Origin of the sequence: Nostoc sp. (assembly GCF_036917415.1) — a bacterium.
Taxonomy (GTDB): Bacteria; Cyanobacteriota; Cyanobacteriia; order Cyanobacteriales; family Nostocaceae; genus Nostoc.
In genome coordinates, this window is sequence record NZ_JBALDJ010000074.1 from 1 (window position 1) to 21,939 (window position 21,939).

The window sequence follows — 21,939 nt, forward strand, 5'->3', positions numbered from 1 at the left end:
GTTCGCATTGAATCTGATGACCATATACTCATCGCAATCACCATACAGATCGCTAAGTGCGATCTCAGTTTCCGCTTGCGTATCTCTCTACTATCTGTTTGCCCTAATACTTGCTCAATTGCTTCCGTTGGTATCGCTGTTTCTATCGCTTTTAGCACTTCCCCTGATTCCATTAAAAGTGATACCAGCAAAAATTCTTTGAGTTGCATTAGCCGCGCGTGTTTTTAAGTACAACTCTCAATTTACCTGTTTTTGGTCTTAACCGAAAAGTATTGGATGGAGAACAACCTCATCGGATAGGTAATTCAATCACAAACTCTGTACCCTCACCTTGTGTTGAATGACAACTTAGCTTACCGTGATGATTATTAACTACAATTTGGTAAGCAATAGATAAACCTAGTCCTGTTCCTTTACCGATGACTTTTGTAGTGTAAAAAGCATCGAATATCTTTGTCCGGTTTGCTTCGCTGATTCCTGAGCCATTGTCTGCAATTCTGAGAATAACTCGCTCTCCAATTGCTTCAGTTTTAATCCAAATCATCCCAATATGTCTAAGGTTTTCATCAAAATATTGATTTTTTTGGATTTCTTCAATTGCATCGATACCATTACCAATCAAATTCATAAAAACCTGATTTAGTTCGCCTGGATAGCACTCAATAGGTGGCAATACCCCATATTCTTTAATTACTTTAATTGCCGGACGATGACCATTTACTTTGAGTCGATGCCCAAGAATAAGTAGCGTATTTTCTAACCCTTCATGCAGGTTAGCCAGTTTTTTCCCTGCTTCTCCGTGTCGAGAAAACTTATTCAACGATGATACAATTTCTGTAACGCGATCTGTACCTAGTTGCATAGAGCGAATAATTTTGGATAAATCATTTAACAAATAATTTATATCTTTTGTTTTAATAGCATTTTGAATTTCATCTGGTGGATCGGGCAAATACTTTTGATATAGTTCGAGTAAATTAATAATCTCTTGAAAATACTGTTCAATAAAATTCAAATTGCCAGCGATAAAATTTATGGGATTATTTACTTCATGGGCAATTCCTGCTGTCATTTGACCCAAGGTTGCTACCTTTTCTGCTTGAATCAGTTGGGTTTGAGTCTGTTGTAATTCGGCGTTTTTGGCAGTCAAGGTTTTCGTCAAATTTCTCAGCTTCAGTTGATGCTCTATTCGCACCAATACCTCTTCATACTGAAAAGGTTTAGTAATATAATCTACGGCTCCTAATCGCAATCCTTTAACCTTATCAGCAGTATCTGAAAGAGCAGTCATAAAAATGATCGGAATATCCCGGATACGAAGATTGCTTTCACTTTTTAAATATTTACAAGTTTCAAACCCATCGATACCCGGCATCATGATATCAAGCAAGATTAAATCAGGTAAATTATCATTGTCTAATCTCTGAATGGCTTTTTCACCACTGCGAGCTGCCCAAACTTCAAATCTAGACTGATCCAAAAAACTCGATAAAACTTGTAAGTTGGCAGGGTTATCATCAACGACTAAAATAATTCCTCTGCTAGGATCGCTATTTAGGGGATTTTTCTGATCGCCTATAGTTGCTGTCATAATATTTCTACCCTATATTGATTCACGTTGTTTCTTTGCGAGATGCCAAAGGCGATCGCTCAAAATTAAAAATTCACGCATTACAATTCCCATAAATAAATTTAGGGTAATTAATCCTTTGATTTTTCGGTCAAAAAATTGAGGATTAAATCTTCGTCAAACTGCCTCGCTAGCTGCCGCAGTTGGTTAGCAAAGGTAGCGAATTTTGTATCTGTTTCCTCTAGTTTATCTGCCCATTTGAGAATGTCATTGAAGTTACCTTTACTCGCTAAGTTCATCAGTTCCTGCAATACATGGGGGGAAGGAGAAGTCAATTTATCTGATGAGCTATCAAGTGTTGTAGCCGAAGAATTAATTTTTTGTTCCTCAGACTGCTGGTAAATCCATGTCAGACCTAAATGGCATTCTAATTGATGCAGCAATTCATCTGCCTGTACCGGTTTGCTCAAAAATGTGTCACCTCCTGCTTGCAGACTGCGATGTTGATCGGCTTCAAAGACACTAGCGGAAGAAACGATAATCTTGACATCCTGGATATCTGGAGTATGACGCAGGTATTTAATCAATTCAAACCCATCCATTTCTGGCATCAGCAAATCTGTAATCACCAGGTCTGGTTTAAGGGCGATCGCTTTTTCTAAACCATCTTTACCGTTATTAGCTTCAATCACATTGAAACCCAGTGGTTGTAATAAGTTTGTAATTACTGTGCGATTCTCCCAGCGATCGTCCACCATCAAGATGGTGCGGGGGCTACCTGCAAAGCCAATTATTTGTCCCTGGGATGCAGCCATAGCAGACTGTACCCATTCGCTGGCTTGGGCGATCGCAATTTCAAACCAGAAAGTACTACCTCGATCGAGCTGACTTTCAACCTGGATATCGCTACCCATCATCTGCACCAACTGCCGAGTAATAGCTAAACCCAGCCCTGTCCCTTCTATCTGATGCTTTTTCTCACCTACTTGTTCAAATGGCAAAAAAATGTTGTTCAATTGGGTTGAAATTATGCCAATTCCTGTGTCTTTTACACTAAAGTGAATGTGATATTTTTCTGTCTGCCCATCAGCAGTCAGTCGATCGACTACCTCAACCTTGAAGCTAACCTTACCTTCATCGGTAAATTTAATGGCATTTCCCAGCAGATTCAAGAGAACCTGACGTAACCTTTTGACATCGACATGAACCCCTGTGGGTAAGTTGCTTGCGGGTTCATAGACAAACAAAATGCCTTTTTGTTCTGCCCGAATCTGGCAAATTTCTGCAATACCCTGTAAAAAAGATGGAAAATGAACATCTTGAGAATGCAGTTCTAGTTTTCGCGCTTCAATTTTGGAAAGATCCAAAATGTCATTAATTAAAGTCAGCAGATGAGAGCCACACTGTTCAATGATATTTACATGATATTGCTCTGGCTCCGGCAAACCTTTAGAACGCAGCAAAATTTGAGCGCAACCCAAAATACCATTCAAGGGCGTTCGCAGTTCATGGCTCATGTTGGCTAAAAATTCGCTCTTAGCACGGTTTGCAGTATCAGCCGCTGCTTTAGACTTTTTCAGTTGAGCTTGTTCAAACGCTTGCACCTGCCACAAGACAGCGATCATTGTCACTGTCAATCCGCCCACAACTAGGGCGATCAGATCGAGGAATTGTAACCGAGATTCAATATTTTGGCGCGGAATTACCAAAGCTACAGACCAATTAGCTTCTCGCAATGGCACATAAGCAACATACTTTTTAGTGCCGTCAATTTCCATCAACTGAATTCCCTGTTGTTTGTTTACCATTCGCTGCGCGATCGCATTTAAATTCCGATTTGGAATTTTCAGGAGGCTGGGTGCAGGTTTTTCTAACGTTGACATTAACGTTGAGTTGGGATAGACGATCGCTTCTCCTTGGGAATTGAGGGCGAATGCATAGCTGTTCTTGCCGTAGCGCAACGAGTTGACCACTTTAGCAATGCGATCGACTTTAACATGGCCGTGGAAAACCCCAATCGGTGAACGATTGGTCGGAGAATTTGACCAGATTGGGGTGGCGATCGCAATTAAAGGAATGCCTGTGGAACGACTGATAAAGGGATCGGAAATGTTGCTTTTTCCGGCTAGTGCTTTTTGAAAGTAGTCTCGATCCTTAATATTCTTATTTGACCGACCAACCTTAGTATTAAAATACGAACCATCCGGGGTAGCCATTAGGAAAAAGAAAAATTCATCGATCCGCTCAATTTCTGACTTTAAATAAGGTTCTGCCACAGACCAGTCTAAGGAGCGTACAGCGGAAGTATGAGCAAGGGTTTGCACCTCCACTTTCCGAACATGCAACCATTCTTCAATTTCATCAACCCCTTTCTGTACCTCTAAAAAAGCTTTTCCTCTCAAGTCTTCTAGTGTTATTTTCCGAGCGGCCTGATAGCTAAAATAAGCAGAAGTACTTACAATAAGAGTAGTGCCGCCTAGAATAAATCGGAGCAGTAAATTGCGCGAGGAATGTATTTTGGCATCAGATGGGCTAGAGTTGCCTTCGATCACAGGATTCACCCTCAAAATAATGGGTTTGGTAAGCAAAAAAGGGCTATATTTAGATTGCCCAAAAAATTACTGATAATCGCAGCTATGATTCTTACCCATAGCAAAATAATCAATACTTTAAACTTTGCTAACCATACTTTACAGAACTGTATTGGTAAGGACGTATAGGTTTACCATCGGGTAAATTAAAGTGGTTATAAACTCTCTCAAAAATAGAGCAGCAGAGTGAGTTAAATTATCTGGACTAAATCAACTCGAAGGATTGTTCTATTCTGCATACCCATAACACAAGAACGAATTAGGTAATATTTGCCTCTTGACTAATGACTCAAGTAGATATTCTTATCCTTTCAAATGGCCCAGGTGAAGTAACAACCTGGGTGCGTCCAGTAGTAAAGGCGTTGCGGCAAGAATTGGGGAACGATCGTTCTTTAGTGAGGATTTCTGTAGTATTATCACCTTGCTCAAATGCCAGTGGTAAAGAAGCAGCGATCGCTCTTTCTTACCCAGAAGTACATAGAGTACAAGGAGCAGAACATTTTTGGCAATTTTTGCTTTGGGGCAAAACATTTGAAAATTGGGATTGGAGAAGTCGCGGTGTAGTCGTTTTTCTGGGCGGCGATCAAATTTTTCCAGTGATTATAGGCAAAAAGCTCGGATATCGCACAGTAGTTTACGCTGAATGGGAAGCCAGGTGGCATAACTGGATCGATCGCTTTGGCGTGATGAAATCCAAGGTTGCTGCTGATGTCCCTCAAAAATATGCTCACAAATTCACCGTTGTAGGTGATTTGATGCTAGAAGCTAGTAGTCATTCGTCATTAGTCATTAGTCATTTGTTCTTAGCAAACGACAAAGGACAAATGACTAATGACACAGACGCGTCAACAGCTTCCCACAAAGTAGGACAAGAGACTGAATTGATTGGTTTATTGCCTGGATCAAAAGCGGCAAAATTAGCTCAAGGAGTGCCATTATGTTTAGCGATCGCTGAATATGTTCATGCTAAAAGGCCCCAAACTAAATTTGTGATTCCTGTAGCCCCAACTTTGGATTTACAAACTTTAGCTAGTTTTGCCGATCCTCAAAAGAATTTTATTGCTGAAATTTTTGGCTTTGGCGGTGCTTCCTTAATTGTCCCAGAGGATGCTAAAGGCAAGGCATTGCTCAAAACAGCAACGGGCTTAACTGTGGAACTGTGGCAAGAAAACCCTGCATATCACTTATTATCCCAGTGCTGTATCTGCTTAACTACGGTGGGGGCAAACACTGCCGAACTCGGTGCTTTAGGAGTGCCAATGATTGTTTTGCTACCAACGCAGCAACTTGATGCTATGCGTTCTTGGGATGGTTTACCTGGGTTGTTGGCAAATCTGCCAGTCGTAGGTACGCCCTTTGCTAAGGTGATTAATTGGTCTTTTCTGAGATTTGTGAGACGCAAAGGTTTATTAGCATGGCCAAATATCTGGGCACAGGAAGAGATTGTGCCAGAACTTATGGGTAAACTTCAACCGCAAGAAGTTGGAGAAATGGTTTTAGGCTTTTTGACGAATCCAGAAAAATTGGATGATATGCGAACTAAACTCCGTAATATTCGCGGTGAAAGCGGTGCAGCTCAGAAGATAGCACAGATTGTTGGTGAGGAAATTGGGAAGTCGGGAGAGATGAGGGAGTAATCAAAGCAACATCTCCCTGATTTTTACTCTGGCTTAATCTGAAGATTCTCCATCCCTGCGCCCAAGTTCATAAATGCCGGCACCCATACAGGCCAATATACCTGTACTAATTCCCCAACTCTCACCTAAACTAATTTCCAGAACCCAGTTAGATAAAGCACCGACTACCAAAAAAGGCACAATGCTAAATAGTGAGGCGTAGAAAGCATTTTGGGATTCTCTGGCTTTACGAGTCTTTTCAAATTCTAACTGGCTGGTGTAGAGCGATCGCTCGGCAAAGTTAAACCAGCGATTGAGTTGCTCGATTACCCATTCATTGACTTGGGAAAAACCTAGATATAGCGCCAATGACCACAAACTCGCTCCAGCGATCGCGATCGTGTCTAACTCAAAACGGAAAGGCAAAATTTCAGTCAGCATTGCTTGGGGTAGTCCTGCAAAGGGTTAACTTTAGCTGTGAGTAGATGCTAAATAAACCTCTTGTGCAATTTTAAGCATAAACGTTAACAAGATTTCAACCACTTGGCAAATCTCCCGCTTTTTAGCTTATTTACACCAGTTTTACACCCATTATCTATCTAAAGGTATCAAAAAATGCCCTATATTTTAGTCAAAGCTACAATAGTTTTTCTATATAAGCTAGTACCTACAAACCACAAACCCCTTGAAACATAATAATTTCAAGGGATTTAAGAGAGTGCCAGGAACCGGACTTGAACCGGTGACACGAGGATTTTCAGTCCTCTGCTCTACCAACTGAGCTATCCCGGCTGGGGCTTTTGTGAGCCACGATTAATTAATGTAGCAAAGATAAAAGAATATAGCAAGTCTTTGGAGAAAAATAGTTATGCAGCTTTTAAACTCAACTTAAACCAGATGAAAACGGCTACAAATAGTAGAAACTGAACAAGAACAATACTTGGCCCAGAAGCCAGGTTGAAAATACCTGACACCATGAGGCCAGCAATGCTGCTGATGGAACCAACTATCACCGACATGACTAGAAAGCGGCTAAAGTGGTGACTCATCAGTTTGGCGGTGGAGGCGGGAATGACCAAAAAAGCGTTCACCAATAAAACACCAACAGCTTTAATCGCGACAGCAACGGCAAGTGAAAGCAAAACCACAAAGGCGTAGCGGTACAATTGGACGGGAACGCCTTGAACTTGGGCAACATCGGGGTTAAGGGTCAATAAAATTTGCTGTTGCAGAGTTGATAGTAAAAATATGCTACCTCCCACAAGGACTAGCAGGGTCAAAATCAAATCTGTAGTATCGATCGCTAGAATATCCCCGAACAGTACAGCCATCAAATTGCCACGATATCCTTTAATTAGGCTCGTGAGAATTAAACCGATCGCTAATGCCCCAGATAGCACTATGCTAAGTATGCTATCGCTAGCTAAGTCGGTTTTATCGATAAAGTAAAGGACAATAACCCCAAAAATTAAGGTAAAAGGTAACAGCATCCAAGTAGGATTTATTTGTAGCAGCACACCTAATGCCACACCTACCAATGCTGCATGACCAACCGCGTGGCTGAAAAATGACAACTGGCGCAAGGTAACAAAACTACCCAACATCCCGCCAAGTATTCCCATTAAGGCAGCACCGACGATCGCACGCTGTATCGAAAGAAGCTGTAACAACTCTAGCAAGTCATTACTACTAGCGATCGCTAACCAACTTATCTGACAATCATTGAAGAAATTCATACTTATGAGCATTAATGCTGGTGCTGGTAGCGACTGAAACCTGGGCCGTAGGTTGCTAACAGGTTTTGCGGTGAAAGGGCAATTTCTGGCTTACCAGTACAAACAATGCTTTGGTTCAGGCAAAGCACGCGATCGCAATGGCGATTGACCATATCAATATCGTGAGAAACTTGTAATACTGTCCAACCTTCCTCTCGCTTTAATTCATTTAGCAAAGCGTAAAAATCTGCTGCACCCTGCACATCAACACCAGCAAAGGCTTCATCTAGTACCAAGAGTTTCCGAGGCATTACCAAACAATAAGCCAATAAAACCCGCTTGAGCTGACCGCCACTAAGAGTACCAATAGCTTGATGCTGTAAATGATAAGCATCAGTTCGCCGTAAAGCTTCTGTTACTGCTGCCGATTTTTCTCGCTCTTGTCTCCCCAGTTTAGAAAAAAATGAACTCTTTTTTTTCCCTTCCTTAGTCCATCCCAGTCCTACTAATTCGCTGACAGAAATAGGAAAGCTGCGGTCAAAAATGAAGTTTTGCGGCATATAGCCCAACGTGTGGCGTAAATGCCCCAATCTGGCAATTGGACGACCCAAGATTTCAATCGTACCAGCATTTCGAGGTATCAAATCTAAAACCGCTTTTACCAGGGTACTTTTACCAGCACCATTGGGGCCAACAATGGCTGTATCTGTTCCTGACAATAATTCAAAGGAAACATCTCGAACAGCTAGATAGCTACCTTGATAGACAGTTAATCCTTCTACTTTCAAAATAGGAATGTCATTGGTCATTGGTCATTGGTCATTGGTCATTGGTCATTGGTCATTAGTCATTAGTCATTGGTCATTGGTCATTTGCAAAGGACAAAGGACAAATGACAAATCTATTTACACGATGTTTCCAGAGTTTGCAAATTAGCTTTCATTGCCTTGAAATAATGCTGTGGATCTGTTTCGCCAGTTTCTAGAGAATCCAGAGTACGCAAATTTAATTTCAAGTCTTTAGAGAGACTGGTCAGCAGTTTATTATCTACTCCTGGTTCGCTAAATAAAGCTTTAACTTTGTATTTTTTCACAGCGTTGACGGCATTTTGGACATCTGTTGGTGAAAGTTGATCTTCGGGAATTTGCACCACTGCAACTTGCTTGAGATTATAGCGTTTAGCTAAATATGGAAACGCATCATGAAAGGTAATAAAGGTGCAACTGGGATTTTTCTGCAAAGTCTGCTGAAATTCGCTGTTTAAAGTTTCTAATTCTTTAATATAAGCTGTAGCATTTGCTTCGTAAGTAGCTTTGTTAGAAGGGTCGGCAGCAATTAATCCATCTCGAATATTTGTTACCTGCTGTTTTGCTAAAACTGGATCTAACCAAACGTGAGGATTACCTTGACTATCTTCGTGGTCTTTTTCATTTTGCGCCGTTTTCACGACGGGTGAAATTTCATTTAAAGGTTTAATACCTTTACTAGCATCAATTTCAGTTAATTTGGGATTTTGGGCATTTTTGACAGTACCTTCTAGAAATTCCTCCAAACCTAAACCATTTTTTACTAACACCTTGGCAGTAGCGATCGCTTTGACATTTGCTGGTGTTGCTTGGTATTCATGTACCTCCGTACCAGGTGGCACTAGAATTTCTACATCTGCCACATCCCCAGCTACTGCCTTAGTAAACAAATATATCGGCAAAAATGTCGCTACTACTTTAGTTTTTCCCAACTGTGCCTGTGGGGTAGAAGCAGCTTCCTGTGCTCGCGGCGACTGTTCGGAAGTTGTTCCCTGATTTGGATTCGATTGGCTACACCCAGTAGCCATCGACAACATTAGCAGAGCAATTATGGGCAAAATACCGCTTCTTTGCCTACCTGTTCTAATTTCTCTACAATTCACAATCACAATATTTCTCCTCCAAACGGATGCTTGCTTTACCTCTGTCATCATCGCTATTGACAATGGGAAGTATTCTAAATTTTATACTATAATAATTCTCATTCTCATTTTTATTACATAATATCATTCTGGGTTTGCTGTGTAATGAGTAACAACAAAACTTTTTCAGAAGGTACAGCCCTCTGCAATTTAGTTTTCCCTAAATAATTAAGATTTGTTGACTTTTTTTGTTAAAAAGGTTGCTTACTTCTGATAAAATTGCTGACAAATATTCTTATCAAATACACGTTAAAAAAAACGTGGTTTGGGTGTGAATTGGAGATCAGTGTGAGGAGAAAAATGCAAAAATTTTGGAAATATCTGCTAATTAGTCCAGCAGTCTGCGGTGTGATGCTATTTGTGAATACTGCTACATTTGCAGGTGAAACATCGGTTAAGTCTGAAATCAATCAACCGCAAGTTTTAGCTAATCCAGACATAAAAGATCGGAACATTGCGCCAGATCGGATGATGGCGCAAGTTACCTCCGTATCTCAATTTTCCGACGTACAACCTACTGACTGGGCATTTCAAGCATTGCAGTCCTTAGTTGAGCGCTATGGCTGTATTGCAGGATACCCAAATAGCACTTATCGCGGTAATCGGGCATTAACGCGATATGAGTTTGCTGCTGGTTTGAATGCTTGTCTCGATCGCGTTAACGAACTTATTGCTACAGCCACTGGCGATTTAGTTAACAAACAAGATTTAGCCACATTACAAAAGCTGCAAGAAGATTTTTCCGCAGAACTGGCGACACTCCGAGGTCGTGTGGATGCAGTAGAAGTACGCAGTGCTGAATTGGAGGCGAATCGGTTTTCAACCACAACCAAATTGCAAGGAGAAGTTATCGCAGTCGCCAGCGATGTTTTGTCAGGAAATACAGTTAACGGTGCGGAAATTACAGATAAGAATACAACTTTAGGGTTACGGGCGCGGATAGAATTAGTAACCAGCTTTACAGGAAAAGATACGCTGTTCACCAGAATCCAGGCTGATAATATTCTCAGCCCTAATATTGGTACACCAGAGGGTAACTTATTCTTTGCTGGTGATGGTACCACTAATGCTTTTATAGATGCCTTGTATTACAAATTCCCTCTGGGTGAAAAAACAGAGGTTACTGCTCTTGTCAACGCAGCAGCAGCAGATGATATTACCAGTACTGTCAATCTCTTTGACGGTGATGGCTCCTTTGGTGCTTTGTCGACCTTTGGTACACGCAACCCAATTTATGGCCAGATAAATGGCGCGGGGTTGGCAGTAACGCACGAGTTCAGTGATAAATTGGCACTGAGTCTAGGGTATTTGAGTGGTACAGCTAATGACCCTACGCCTAATAATGGTTTGTTCAATGGTTCTTACGGTGCGTTGGCACAGCTGACAATTAAACCAAGCGATCGCATTTCTATTGGTTTAACTTACCTCAATTCCTACAACCAACCACTACTCACAGGTAGCAATGCCGCCACTTTCCAGAATATAGCAGCTATCCAGGGTTTACCAGAAGATCAAGTCGGATTTTCCAGTAATTCTTACGGTATCGAAGCATCCATTGGCATCACTGATAACATTGTCTTGGGTGGTTGGGCTGGATACACCAACAGCCAAAGCTTGAGAGGAACCCGTGGAGATGTTGATATTTGGAACTATGCTGTCACCCTCGGCTTCCCTGACCTCGGTAAAAAAGGTAACTTAGCGGGTATCATCGCTGGTATGGAGCCGAAAGTGACAAGTTCTAATATCGCAGGGTTGGATAACGATCCTGATACATCCTATCATCTTGAGGCGTTCTACCAGTATAAGGTGAGTGACAATATTACGATTACGCCAGGGGTAATCTGGTTAACATCTCCAGATCACAACGACACTAATGATGATGTTGTTATTGGTGCATTGAGAACCACATTCAGTTTCTAATTTTTTAAAATCTTAAAAGAAGACGCAAAGGATAAATTTGCGTCTTCTTTTTGTGTAAAGGTTAGTAGATATGAATTTGCTCAACTGAACATCCACGCAGCCTGAAAAAAGTCGCGCTCACAGAACATCGCATAACGATAAGTTGAATGCACAACAGAATTGGTAACGGCATAATTGTCAACCAAATTTTCTAATTGTTGTGTTAGTGGTTGAAAATCTGTGCTGCTATAAGTACGAATCCAGTCTGCATATTGATGATTAGGAATACCATTATAAGCCAATTTTTCTCCTAAAAAGGCATACAAACGCATACAGGGAGACATCGCCGCAGCAGTTAAACCCACATCTTTACTCCAAGCAGTTGCTAACAAAAAATCAGTATAGCGGCGGGTGGCAGATGCAGGTTCTACAGAATACAAATTGACTCCCCACTCAAAAGCATAGCTACTATGCAGCCGTAGTTCTTCTAAAACTCCACTAGCTAAATTATGAAATGTGGTGAAACCTAACCAGTCTGGTGCTTTAGCTGCGGCGATACTGTAGGCACGCGCAAAAGCTTCTAAGAAAAAAGCATCTTGCCCTACGTAGTAAGCAAATTTAGCTCGCTCAAGAGTACCATCACCAATGCCTCGAACGAAAGGATGCTCTAGGCAAGCTTGGGCTAAGTCTTGATTTGCTGCCCATAATTCTTTAGATAAGTCATTTGTCATTTGTCATTTGTCATTTGTTAACTGTTATTATCCCTTTTAAAAAGGGAAGAACTGAAGCAAGACTGAGCCAATACTTCCCAAAAAGTCAACGAAGCTGGGCTTACCAGTACTTACCTTTTCATTGACGGGTGTTTGCAGTTCTTTTATAAAAGCTTGGGCTGTTAGGGTTCCAGGACTGTTGTTTTGGGATGTAAACAATTTTTCTGCAACTTGAGCATCTTGGAATGCACCTTGTCTATCTAGTATTTGGTAACGGGCGACACCACGAGCTAGATAAGCATCTGCATATTCTGGTTTAATTGCGATCGCTTGATTAAAATAACTGATTGCTTGCTGTTGGTTGCCTTTTTGCCCTTCTGCTACACCCAAAGCATAAAAGTCTGCTGGTGAAGCAATTTGTGATGGTATAGCAACTGCACCTTGAAAGTTAGTCCCATTCAAGTAAGCGCCAGTCAGTTCTGCATTTGCTAAATAAGTATTTCTCAAATCAGCACCCGTCAAATTTGCCCCATTAAATTTAGCTTCGCTCAGGTTAGCGCCAAATAAACTCGCGCCACTTAAGTTTGCACCCCGCAAATCTGCGCCGCTCAAGTTTGCACGGCTGAGGTTAGCACCTGTGAGATTAGCACCGCTCAAATTGGCTCTAGATAAGTCAGCCATCACTAAACCTGCACTTGTCAAATCACAGTTTTGACATTGTTTGACTGCTAATAACTGTTTAACATGTTCAGAATTTGCTGCTTGTACGGTTGTTGTCAAACTAATCGTGGTTAAAAATACAACTGCACTTAGAAGCTGATTTTTCATATCTATGTAATATTTTTTACTTAAGAGCAATATTGACTGAGATGGATTTATACCTCAGCATTATGATATGAGCAATCTCAACAATTTGCCCTCTGTAGTTGCCTACATCACTGACAAATTGGCGATACCTTTCCTGTGGAAGGCTATGCTAAAAGATGGTAAAAAAGTCGTCAAGCTATCAATTGAGCCGATATTAAGACTGATAACCTCAGCAAGAATGATAAATAAGCATCATTCGTCAAGAGAAATAATACACTCCACTATAAGCGAAACTAATGTTACCAAAGCTACTGCAAAATATTGCTTCAAAAAAAGCAACTGTAACATCCAGATAATTAGTATTTTTTTAAATCAAGTAAATTGTAGAGCAGTATCCAAGCCTAAAGTTTGCCCTGATAACTGGATTAGTCATCGTCATCAGGGATGCTCTGGCTCAGGAGCAAAATGATAGATTTGCTTTTGTATACCCTGATTTTAAATAAATATGAGACTATAGAAATATTAAGGCAGTCAGAAAAACGTGAGTCAGCAAGACAAACTCTTAGAAAAAATTCTCTCTGGGACTTCTGATACAGATATCCCTTTCGCCCAACTGTGGCAACTTTTATATACACTAGGCTTTGAAGAACGGATTCGTGGCGATCATCGTATTTTTGTCAAAGCCGATGTTGAGGAAATATTGAACCTGCAACATAAAAAAGGAAAAGCCAAAAGCTATCAAATTAAACAAGTTCGGGCAGTGATTCTCAAATATAAACTAGGAAGTAAAAATGATGTTTCGGTATGAAATTATTCTCTATTGGAGTGAACTAGATCGAGCCTTTATTGCTGAAGTCCCAGAGTTATCAGGCTGTGCTGCTGACGGTGATACTTATCAAGAAGCCCTGCATAATGTAGAATTAGTTGTGCAGGAATGGATAGAAACTGCTAAGGATTTGGGGCGTCCAGTTCCTGAACCTAGACCACGTTTGATGTACATTTAGTTGATATACAAACCAAGTTAAACTGATTTTTTCGCATTATTCAGAAATATTTAATACCATATTTAGATACGTATCAGAAAAATCTTTACTAAAAGACATAAAAAATTCTACTGACTGCCATTATCGTATCTAAGTTATAGTGATTCTCATTTGAATGGGTACATGGCTAGGGACACGGCAATGCCCATTGGTGTCAACTTAACGCTAAACCCGCTTGGTGAAAACATTTTGCCCTCACCCCCAGCCCCTCTCCCAAGAGAGAGGGGAGCTAGACATTCAATTCCCCTTCTCCCTTGGGAGAAGGGGTTAGGGGATGAGGGTGTGAGGGATTTGCAAAACGCCTGTCTGATATAGTTTTCGGCTTAAGTGTTTTTGTCTGTACCTTACCCATGCGAGAACCACGGTATACGCCAAGGTTCTGTAAGTTCACTATTTTGAAGATGACAGAGTATGTTCTTTGTGAAGAACTTAGTTACTAGCAACCTTACAAATCACCATAATATGTGATTTGTATTTGTTAGTAGTATAGTGAAGAAGTTGTAGTCCAGAACGTTCTAGTTCTGGTAACAGTTTAGGAATTTCATACTTGTGATGTCGCCAAATAGTAATCTCTTCACCTTTAGAGATTTCAATATTTTTATCTATCCCCATCTGACTAAAATTTATAGTGTAATCATGACGTAGTTTCAGATTAGCAACAATACTATCTGTTTTTAAATCGTACTTTCTTACCAGTTCGCAATCTTCAGATTTAATTCCAATCTTCTTTTTAACCCATCCATAGACTTCTTCTACATGGTACTTGCAGCCACCTCTAACTGTTCCGTCCCATGTAGAGTTAGAACCAGTTTCGTTAGTAAATACTAAAAGATCAGTTTTTGCCATGCTATCTCTAAAGTTTTTGAACACCTCCTCTCTATTTTGATGATTTCCAATGGTAACTCCTAAGTGCAAAAATATTTTTGCTGTGTTGTCAATTTCAAGGCTAGCTTGATTTTGGAATAAAATTTTGGGAACAGAACTATTTTCTATGTCAATTTTCGAGCTGATAAACTCGACTAGTGGAAACCATTTCATAAAATTACTTTTGGATACATGAAGCAATTGTTCGCTAATATCTAAAGCTATATATTTATTAATTTTTCCTAATTTGTTTAGGTTAAAGATAAAGTTTTTGACGGGATAGGAATTACCTGCACCAACGTCGATAATATTTACTTTTTCACCAGGTTTGATATTGCCATTCAGATATTTAAAATTATCTTTTAAAAGGTCAATTTCTACATTTGCTCTTCTATACCATCTCGGAATAACATATTTCCGGTAAAAATCATCCCAAATTTTTGCACCTCTTCCCTTATACGAATACTTGAGAGGGATTTCTCGTCTGACTTCTAATGCATGAATTATCCCTAAAACTTCTTCTTCAGAAAAAAGAGAGTAGAACTCAGAACTTGGCTTTGCTGTGCGACTGATAGCAGGTGAAATATCTAAGGAAAGTCGGGAATTGCTATGAAAGTTTTGAGCCATTATTCTTGTTTTTTGATTTTCTTCGGTCTTGAAATTGATTAGCCGCAATGTTTGCTAAAAATGTATTCTCCCATGCTACTGTCCCAAAACTCGGAATTTTCACCGCGAATAGGAGAGTTGCTCTATAATCCCATATTCGCCACTCTCTAATGGCTAATTGTTTTTTTACAATCAAAGTACGATAATCTTCCAAAGATACAGGGGTGAATTGCAGTGGTTCAGCAACCAGAACTCCAGGAAACTTCGTTGAGAAAGTCAACCCAGCGCGTCCTAAGAAGTTTAAACACTTATCGGTGGACTTCACTCGGAGCATTAGTCAGCCTGTTGCTGCTGACGATCGCCAACGCTGTCACTCCACAACTATTTCGGTGGGGAATTGATCAGGGGATCGCGCCAAAAAATCTCCAAATTGTCCTATATAGCGCCGCCTGGATGGTAGTCGCGGCGATCGCTCGTGGTGTATTTAACTTTGGACAAAGCTATTTAGCAGAAGCAGTGTCTCAGGGTGTTGCTTATGACCTGCGAAACACAATTTTCAGCAAGATTCAAAATCTCAGTTTCAGCTTTCATGACCAGGCGCAGACTTCCCAACTACTAACCCGTGTCACCAGCGACATTGAGCAGATTCGTACCTTTATTGGCACTAGCTTAATTCAGGTTGTCGGTTCAATTGTGACATTGGTGAGTATTTCGGTGCTTTTGCTGGTAATGAACTGGCGATTAGCCCTAATTACCCTCACAGTAGTACCTATGGCCGCATGGTTGATGGCACAATTCATCAACCGAAATAACAAACTTTTTCGACAAGTACAAGAGCAACTGAGCAACCTGAATGCTGTATTGCAAGAGAACTTGCTCGGAATCCGGGTAGTGAAAGCCTTTGTACGGGAGTCAACCGAAAGGTCGCGTTATACAACTCTGAATGATGGCCTAGTCCAGGCTAACATGAAGACCATTAGCGCCATCCGTGATACCTTCCCATTAATCTTCTTGCTGAGTAATTTGGTAACACTGGCAGTTTTTGCCTATGGAGGAGCGCAGGTGATTGGAAATCGGTTCTCCATTGGCGAACTGGTGGCGTTTAACTCCTACCTAGCGTTAATACTCCAACCGATTTTGTTGATTGGATTTGCCGCACCCGCGATCGCTCAAGCAGCTGCTTCTGCCGAACGAGTTTATGAAGTTGTGGATGCAGAAGTAGAAATTCGCGATCGCCCTGATGCTGTCCCATTTGACACCTGCGGTGGTAGAATTACCTTTGAAAATGTTTCTTTTCGCTATCCAGGAGCGACAACTGAAATTCTCAAAGAAGTTTCCTTTGAAACCAAGCCCAACGAGCTAATCGCCGTTCTCGGCATGACTGGTTCAGGAAAAAGCACAATTATGAACCTGATTCCCCGCTTTTACGATGTCACAAAGGGAGCAGTTCGCATTGACGGACGAGATGTAACAGGTTTCACACTCAAAAGCCTCAGATCGCGTATTGGGATTGTATTTCAAGAAACCACCCTCTTCTCTGGCAGAATCCGCGAAAATATTGCCTACGCCAAACCTGATGCCACCTTAGAAGAGGTGATTCAGGTTGCCAAAACTGCCCAAATACACGATTTTATTAGCGGTCTACCCAATGGCTACGAGACGATTGTGGGTGAACGGGGCGTGGGTTTATCTGGTGGACAAAAACAACGAATTGCGATCGCTCGTACCTTACTAACCGATTACAGCATTCTGATACTGGATGATAGCACCTCAGCCGTGGATGCCGCTACTGCTGCCCAGATTCAAGCCAAACTAGATAACTTAATGCGCCAAAAAGCTTGTACAACCTTTGTAGTAGCTCAACGCATTAGCACCGTCCAGAATGCCGATCGCATTTTTCTTATGGATAAAGGACAATTGGTGGCACAAGGTACTCACGAGGAATTGATGCAAACCAGCCCCCTCTATGGTGTGATTTTGGAATCTCAGGTAAAACCAAAACAGAAAAATGATCTCCAATTAGCATAATTAATTTTGCTCACAGCCTTGTAATAAAGACTTTTAATCCCAAATCTAAAATCCAAAATTTGTATGAGAGGCACTATTCCCGTTGTTGCATCTGAGCAAACGAGTCAGCAACTTTCCACCCTGCGGCGCTTTTTGGAATACGTGCTACTCTATCGCAAAGAAATTCCCATCGCCCTGACATTAGTATTAATTGGTGCCACAACCCAGGCGGTTGGCCCATTCTTTATCGGTTGGTCAATCGACCATCTGATTGCACAAGGAAATTTGCAAGGACTACTGCTATTGTTAGGGCTACTAGGGCTGAACTACGGACTTAGTGTCTTGGCAATTCGGGGTCAAATTATTCGAGTCGGCTGGATTATGCAGCGACTGCTAGCTCAACTGAGGCAAGACATTTTCATTAAAATCCAAAGTCTGCCACTCAGCTTTTTCGATCGCAGCGAAGCAGGCGATTTAATGAGCCGCTTGCTAAATGATGTCAATACCGTGAATCAGGCATTTGGACTGACGATCGCTCAAATGCTAGGCAACACTTTCAGTTTAATTGGCATTGTGATTGCGATGCTCTCAATCAACCTAAAACTCGGTTTGTTGAGCAATCTGGTTGTACCACTGATGATTTTTACTACAGGCTTATTCGCACGTTGGGCAAGAGTCAGATTTCGCGTTACGCGACAAACTATTGGGGAGCTTTCCGCCAAGTTAGAAGAAGATATTGGCAGCGTGCGAGAAGCACAAGCATTTAATCGCATACAGATGAATATCGCAGAATTTAACATTCTTAACGCCGCCAATAGAGATGCCAACGTTCAGGCTGTGGCAATTACTTCAGCCTTTTTGCCGTCCATCGATTTTCTCAACACATTAGCAACCGCAGGTGTGTTAGCCTATGGCGGTTATCTGGTGGTAACAGGATCTGCAACAGTAGGTGTAGTGACATCCTTTTTACTTTACGTCCAGCAGTTCTTCCGCCCTATCCAAATTCTTAGCCAGTTTTACACCCAAGCTCAATCTGCTTTCGCCGGATTAGAACGAATCTTTCTATTACTAGATGAACCGTCAGAACTCAAGGATGCACCCGATGCCATAGAAATGCCGCCAATTCAAGGTGAGGTGACATTCTCGAATGTCAAATTTGGCTACAACTCAGAGCAACTCGTTCTCAAAGGAGTGAATTTGCACGCCTATCCAGGACAGATGGTTGCATTAGTAGGGCCAACCGGTTCGGGAAAAAGTACAATTATTAACTTGATTTTGCGCTTCTATGATGTATCAAGCGGTGCAGTGAAAATTGACGATTTTGATGTGCGTAGCGTGACTCAAGCAAGTCTGCGCCGTCAAATTGGCATCGTCCTGCAAGATAATATTTTGTTCACCGGCACCGTCGCCGAAAATATAGCTTTTGGCGCTCCTTACGCCACTCAAGCTGATATCGAAGCAGCTGCACAACTGGCAAATGTGCATGAGTTTATTACCTCACTGCCACAGGGTTATACAACTCAATTGGGCGAACGGGGAGCGCCCCTGAGTCAAGGACAGCGACAACTAATCAGTATTGCTCGTGCGGTATTAATTAATCCCCAAATTCTGATTCTTGATGAAGCCACCAGCAGCATTGACACGCGTACAGAAGCGCTAGTGCAAAGTGCGATCGCTCGTTTGCTCCAAGGTCGTACCAGTTTCGTAATTGCCCACCGTCTCAGTACAGTTACGCAAGCAGATCGGGTCTTAGTAATTCAGCAGGGAGAAATTGTAGAACAGGGTACTCACGCCGAACTCGTCAATCAGCAGGGTGTTTATGCCAACCTCTATGCCCTCCAACTGGGTGCAGCAGACACAACGGTTCTTCAAAACAAAAAGTAAAATATATATAGCTCGAATTTATCAATTGCTAGCAAAAAAATGAAGCTACCTAACCTCGATTCACAAACCATTGATCGCATCATTGAAATGGCATGGGAAGATAGAACATCTTTTGATGCGATTGAGGCTCAGTTTGGGCTACTGGAGAAACAGGTAATCGCCCTAATGAGGCGCGAAATGAAAGAATCTAGTTTCAAGATGTGGCGAGAGCGAGTCACCAAACGCAATACAAAACATTTATCTGGGCGAGAATTTGTTGTAGGTCGGTTTAAATCGCACAATCAAAAAACGTAAGTAATTGGGTAAGCGTAGGCCTAGCCCGTCGTAGACATCGCTATTTTGTGATATGTTCAATTAAAATATCGTCCAAAATCATCAAAGGCTAAAATACTGTAAAAAAAATACGTTTGCAATCGCTTGCACTAATTGAGTGAAAACTACTAAATTCACCAAGCACAATGACGAAAGTTACACTCTACATTGCAGCTAGTTTGGATGGCTACATTGCTCGTACCGATGGCGGAATTGAGTGGCTATCAATCCTTGATACAGAAGGTGAAGACTACGGTTACACTGCTTTCTATGAATCGATTGATGCGATCGTCTTAGGTAGCAAGACCTATGAAGTAGGGCTGGGTTTTGATCGATGGCCTTATCCAGAAAAAAAATCCTTCGTATTCACCCAGCGTAATTTCCAATCTGACCGTGAGGACGTTGTGTTTGTTTCTGACCCAATAAAACAGGCATTAGCCAATATAGAGGCTCAAGGTTTTAAAAATATCTGGCTAGTTGGTGGCGGAAAATTAATCAATTCGTTTCTTCAGCACTGCTTGATTGACGAATATATTATTTCAACTATTCCAATTATCTTAGGTGGCGGTATACATCTTTTTCCACCATCTAACCATGAAGAAAAATTGGAGCTGATTAACTCACAACAATATTCAACTGGTTTACTTCAAGCACATTATAGGCGACAAGGAAATATTTAAAATACAGCAGTTTTCATTTGGATGAAGTACAAAGTCACTAGTTTTGAGGCAGGAGGCAGGAGGCAGTTATGCTGGAGAAAGAAGAATAATTTAATTTTTGAGTCCTCGGTTTTGTACCTCACGCTTGTTGCAAACTGCTGTAATTCGTAATTCTTATTGATGTTTTCTACGAATTACGAATTACGAATTAGCTAAAGAAGCTTCTGAACAGCATTGCTAAAGTCTTCGTAAGCAGAAACTCCCACAATGGTTTGTGCTAAAATACCATCTTTGAAAATTAAAACTGCTGGAATACTGCGAAGACCGAATTTTTTGAAAATTGGCTTATTGTTGTCAACATCTACCTTAACGACTTTAGCGCGACCTTTGTATTCTTGGGCAAGTTGCTCCATTAACGGACTGACTAAGCGACAGGGGCCACACCAAGTAGCAGTAAAATCAACGACAACAACTTTCTCTTCACTTCCATTTAAAACAACATCAAATTCACTTTCTTCAACGTAAGCAACTATGTCAGTATCAGTAGACATTTTTTAATTCCTTAGTGTCAAACTAAAATTTCAGCAAAAAGCTAACTATACAAACTATACTCTCTTCTGAGTATCAGATTCATTGGTTATCTACATTCATTGGGAAACCCACAGATGAGTTTTGCTTGTTAGGGTATATTTTATAACTTATAATTTTTGTACGTAGAGTGCGATCGCATAATGCACCCTACTAACCAACCTAATCCAAAAACCAATACCTTCAAGACGTAGAAGCGTCAATACTCATCCTGCCGAGCAAACAGTTCTAACAATCCAATTGTGCCTACAAAAAAAGTATAAGTAGCATATTTTATTGGCATCTTTTGTCTTGAAGGTGCATAAAAAGCTGCTATAATGCTTTCAATAAAATGGCTGATTATGGCAAAACGCTCAATCCAAAAAATAGGATTAAGGCTGTTTGGCACATTAATATTAGTTATTACTGCATAAATATTCCACGATTCCAATCCAATTGCGCTTGTTATAAGCACTGTAGATATAATTTTTACAAAGGTATAAATCTTTTTCTTGATAAATTTTAAGTCCATACTGTTTACAAAAATAATATTTAACATACAGCATTTTGCATCTAAATGAAGTACATCCTTACCCTCCTTAATCCCACGCCATTTGCTATAACGGATAGCGCAGCGTTAGCGAGTACTCGAGCGTCGGGAACCTCCGCAACGCAGTGGCTCCCCAATGTATTGGGGAGAAATTCCCAATTTAGTTTCCTTCCCAATACATACGGGGAGGGTTAGGGAGGGTTGGATAAAGTCGGACTAAGCTGTTGGAGAAACTCAATATTCAAATCTAGTTTTTCTCCTAACCATAAGGAATGAACTGCGTGGTCTGCCACAGCATTCCCGGTCTCAGGATGGACGAGAATATCTAATCCCTCACGATTGAGCATTAACCAAGGAACGACTTTATCAAACTGATTCGGTAAGAAAGCAACTTGATACATCGCTTTTGGATGTGGCCCGATGGGCCTGTAAAACCAGCGTCCGAGTCGCACGTCAAACCTAGCGCCTAATCCTTCGCGTACACGCGCAGCTACATCCCGAATTGCAGGATCGAAGTAAACATGAGCATGAAAACCAACGATCTCGCTAGTATCTTCTTTCATAGATCCACTTTTCGCTCTTAACTTTAAT

The 21,939-nt window shown here is 41.1% G+C and carries 21 protein-coding genes and 1 tRNA gene; 8 read left to right on the forward strand and 14 right to left on the reverse strand.

From position 1 onward, the window contains the following. The 3 genes from V7K41_RS15200 to V7K41_RS15210 form a co-directional block, all read right to left on the reverse strand. Positions 1-209, reverse strand: a 209-nt coding sequence (locus V7K41_RS15200; protein ID WP_334849397.1) for a transposase domain-containing protein, incomplete at its 3' end; no start/stop codon positions are given. A gap of 80 nt (positions 210-289) precedes the next feature. Then, positions 290-1,591, reverse strand: a complete 1,302-nt coding sequence (locus tag V7K41_RS15205) for a sensor histidine kinase (RefSeq protein WP_334849399.1) — start codon at positions 1,589-1,591, stop codon at positions 290-292. Between the two features lie 110 nt (positions 1,592-1,701). Next, a complete protein-coding gene (locus V7K41_RS15210; RefSeq protein ID WP_334849401.1) occupies positions 1,702-4,122 on the reverse strand; it encodes a hybrid sensor histidine kinase/response regulator in 2,421 nt (806 codons plus the stop codon). 323 nt (positions 4,123-4,445) lie between these two features. On the opposite strand from V7K41_RS15210, the gene V7K41_RS15215 reads away from it, so the two are divergent. Then, entirely contained in the window at positions 4,446-5,798 is a 1,353-nt protein-coding gene (locus V7K41_RS15215; RefSeq protein WP_334849403.1) for a lipid-A-disaccharide synthase, read from the forward strand. A gap of 33 nt (positions 5,799-5,831) precedes the next feature. On the opposite strand, the gene V7K41_RS15220 is transcribed toward V7K41_RS15215, so the two are convergent. The 5 genes from V7K41_RS15220 to V7K41_RS15240 form a co-directional block, all read right to left on the reverse strand. Continuing rightward, complete coding sequence (locus V7K41_RS15220) at positions 5,832-6,218, reverse strand: hypothetical protein (RefSeq protein ID WP_334849405.1); 387 nt, start codon at positions 6,216-6,218, stop codon at positions 5,832-5,834. A gap of 278 nt (positions 6,219-6,496) precedes the next feature. Then, a tRNA-Phe gene (locus V7K41_RS15225) sits at positions 6,497-6,569 on the reverse strand. Positions 6,570-6,643: 74 nt separating this feature from the next. Beyond that, on the reverse strand, positions 6,644-7,513 hold the full coding sequence (locus tag V7K41_RS15230; protein WP_334849407.1) for a metal ABC transporter permease: 870 nt from the start codon (positions 7,511-7,513) through the stop codon (positions 6,644-6,646). A gap of 11 nt (positions 7,514-7,524) precedes the next feature. After that, positions 7,525-8,301, reverse strand: a complete 777-nt coding sequence (locus tag V7K41_RS15235) for a metal ABC transporter ATP-binding protein (RefSeq protein WP_334849409.1) — start codon at positions 8,299-8,301, stop codon at positions 7,525-7,527. 92 nt (positions 8,302-8,393) lie between these two features. Continuing rightward, complete coding sequence (locus tag V7K41_RS15240; protein WP_442943197.1) at positions 8,394-9,335, reverse strand: metal ABC transporter substrate-binding protein; 942 nt, start codon at positions 9,333-9,335, stop codon at positions 8,394-8,396. Between the two features lie 405 nt (positions 9,336-9,740). Here V7K41_RS15240 and V7K41_RS15245 point away from each other — a divergent pair, with 405 nt between their 5' ends. Beyond that, complete coding sequence (locus tag V7K41_RS15245) at positions 9,741-11,360, forward strand: iron uptake porin (protein WP_334849413.1); 1,620 nt, start codon at positions 9,741-9,743, stop codon at positions 11,358-11,360. Positions 11,361-11,440: 80 nt separating this feature from the next. Here the strand turns inward: V7K41_RS15245 and V7K41_RS15250 are convergent, their stop codons facing one another. Beyond that, entirely contained in the window at positions 11,441-12,070 is a 630-nt protein-coding gene (locus V7K41_RS15250) for a TenA family protein (RefSeq protein WP_334849415.1), read from the reverse strand. Between the two features lie 36 nt (positions 12,071-12,106). After that, positions 12,107-12,877, reverse strand: coding sequence for a pentapeptide repeat-containing protein (locus tag V7K41_RS15255; protein ID WP_334849417.1), 771 nt, complete (start codon positions 12,875-12,877; stop codon positions 12,107-12,109). 520 nt (positions 12,878-13,397) lie between these two features. On the opposite strand from V7K41_RS15255, the gene V7K41_RS15260 reads away from it, so the two are divergent. Next, positions 13,398-13,664, forward strand: a complete 267-nt coding sequence (locus V7K41_RS15260) for a toxin HicA (RefSeq protein WP_104908170.1) — start codon at positions 13,398-13,400, stop codon at positions 13,662-13,664. Continuing rightward, positions 13,648-13,860: a type II toxin-antitoxin system HicB family antitoxin gene (locus V7K41_RS15265; RefSeq protein WP_099103575.1), complete on the forward strand. Its 213-nt coding sequence runs from the start codon at positions 13,648-13,650 to the stop codon at positions 13,858-13,860. Before V7K41_RS15260 ends, V7K41_RS15265 begins: the two co-directional genes overlap by 17 nt. Positions 13,861-14,328: 468 nt before the next feature. Here V7K41_RS15265 and V7K41_RS15270 read toward each other — a convergent pair whose 3' ends face one another. Further along, positions 14,329-15,390 (reverse strand): L-histidine N(alpha)-methyltransferase, encoded by a 1,062-nt coding sequence (locus V7K41_RS15270; protein WP_334849419.1) that lies wholly within the window; start codon positions 15,388-15,390, stop codon positions 14,329-14,331. A 213-nt stretch (positions 15,391-15,603) separates the two neighbouring features. Here V7K41_RS15270 and V7K41_RS15275 point away from each other — a divergent pair, with 213 nt between their 5' ends. From V7K41_RS15275 to V7K41_RS15290, 4 genes are all read left to right on the forward strand, one after another. Further along, on the forward strand, positions 15,604-17,397 hold the full coding sequence (locus V7K41_RS15275; RefSeq protein ID WP_334849422.1) for an ABC transporter ATP-binding protein: 1,794 nt from the start codon (positions 15,604-15,606) through the stop codon (positions 17,395-17,397). A gap of 63 nt (positions 17,398-17,460) precedes the next feature. Then, positions 17,461-19,260 carry an ABC transporter ATP-binding protein gene (locus V7K41_RS15280; protein ID WP_334849424.1) on the forward strand — a complete coding sequence of 600 codons (1,800 nt, stop codon included), beginning with the start codon at positions 17,461-17,463 and terminating at the stop codon, positions 19,258-19,260. Positions 19,261-19,299: 39 nt separating this feature from the next. Next, positions 19,300-19,554 (forward strand): TIGR03643 family protein, encoded by a 255-nt coding sequence (locus tag V7K41_RS15285; protein WP_334849426.1) that lies wholly within the window; start codon positions 19,300-19,302, stop codon positions 19,552-19,554. A gap of 164 nt (positions 19,555-19,718) precedes the next feature. Continuing rightward, positions 19,719-20,252 carry a dihydrofolate reductase family protein gene (locus V7K41_RS15290; RefSeq protein WP_334849427.1) on the forward strand — a complete coding sequence of 178 codons (534 nt, stop codon included), beginning with the start codon at positions 19,719-19,721 and terminating at the stop codon, positions 20,250-20,252. 191 nt (positions 20,253-20,443) lie between these two features. On the opposite strand, the gene trxA is transcribed toward V7K41_RS15290, so the two are convergent. The 3 genes from trxA to V7K41_RS15305 form a co-directional block, all read right to left on the reverse strand. After that, entirely contained in the window at positions 20,444-20,782 is a 339-nt protein-coding gene (trxA, locus tag V7K41_RS15295) for a thioredoxin (protein ID WP_334849428.1), read from the reverse strand. Between the two features lie 236 nt (positions 20,783-21,018). Continuing rightward, on the reverse strand, positions 21,019-21,330 hold the full coding sequence (locus V7K41_RS15300; RefSeq protein WP_442943198.1) for a hypothetical protein: 312 nt from the start codon (positions 21,328-21,330) through the stop codon (positions 21,019-21,021). Between the two features lie 209 nt (positions 21,331-21,539). Next, positions 21,540-21,911: a DOPA 4,5-dioxygenase family protein gene (locus V7K41_RS15305; RefSeq protein ID WP_334849431.1), complete on the reverse strand. Its 372-nt coding sequence runs from the start codon at positions 21,909-21,911 to the stop codon at positions 21,540-21,542. Between the last annotated feature and the right edge of the window lie 28 nt (positions 21,912-21,939).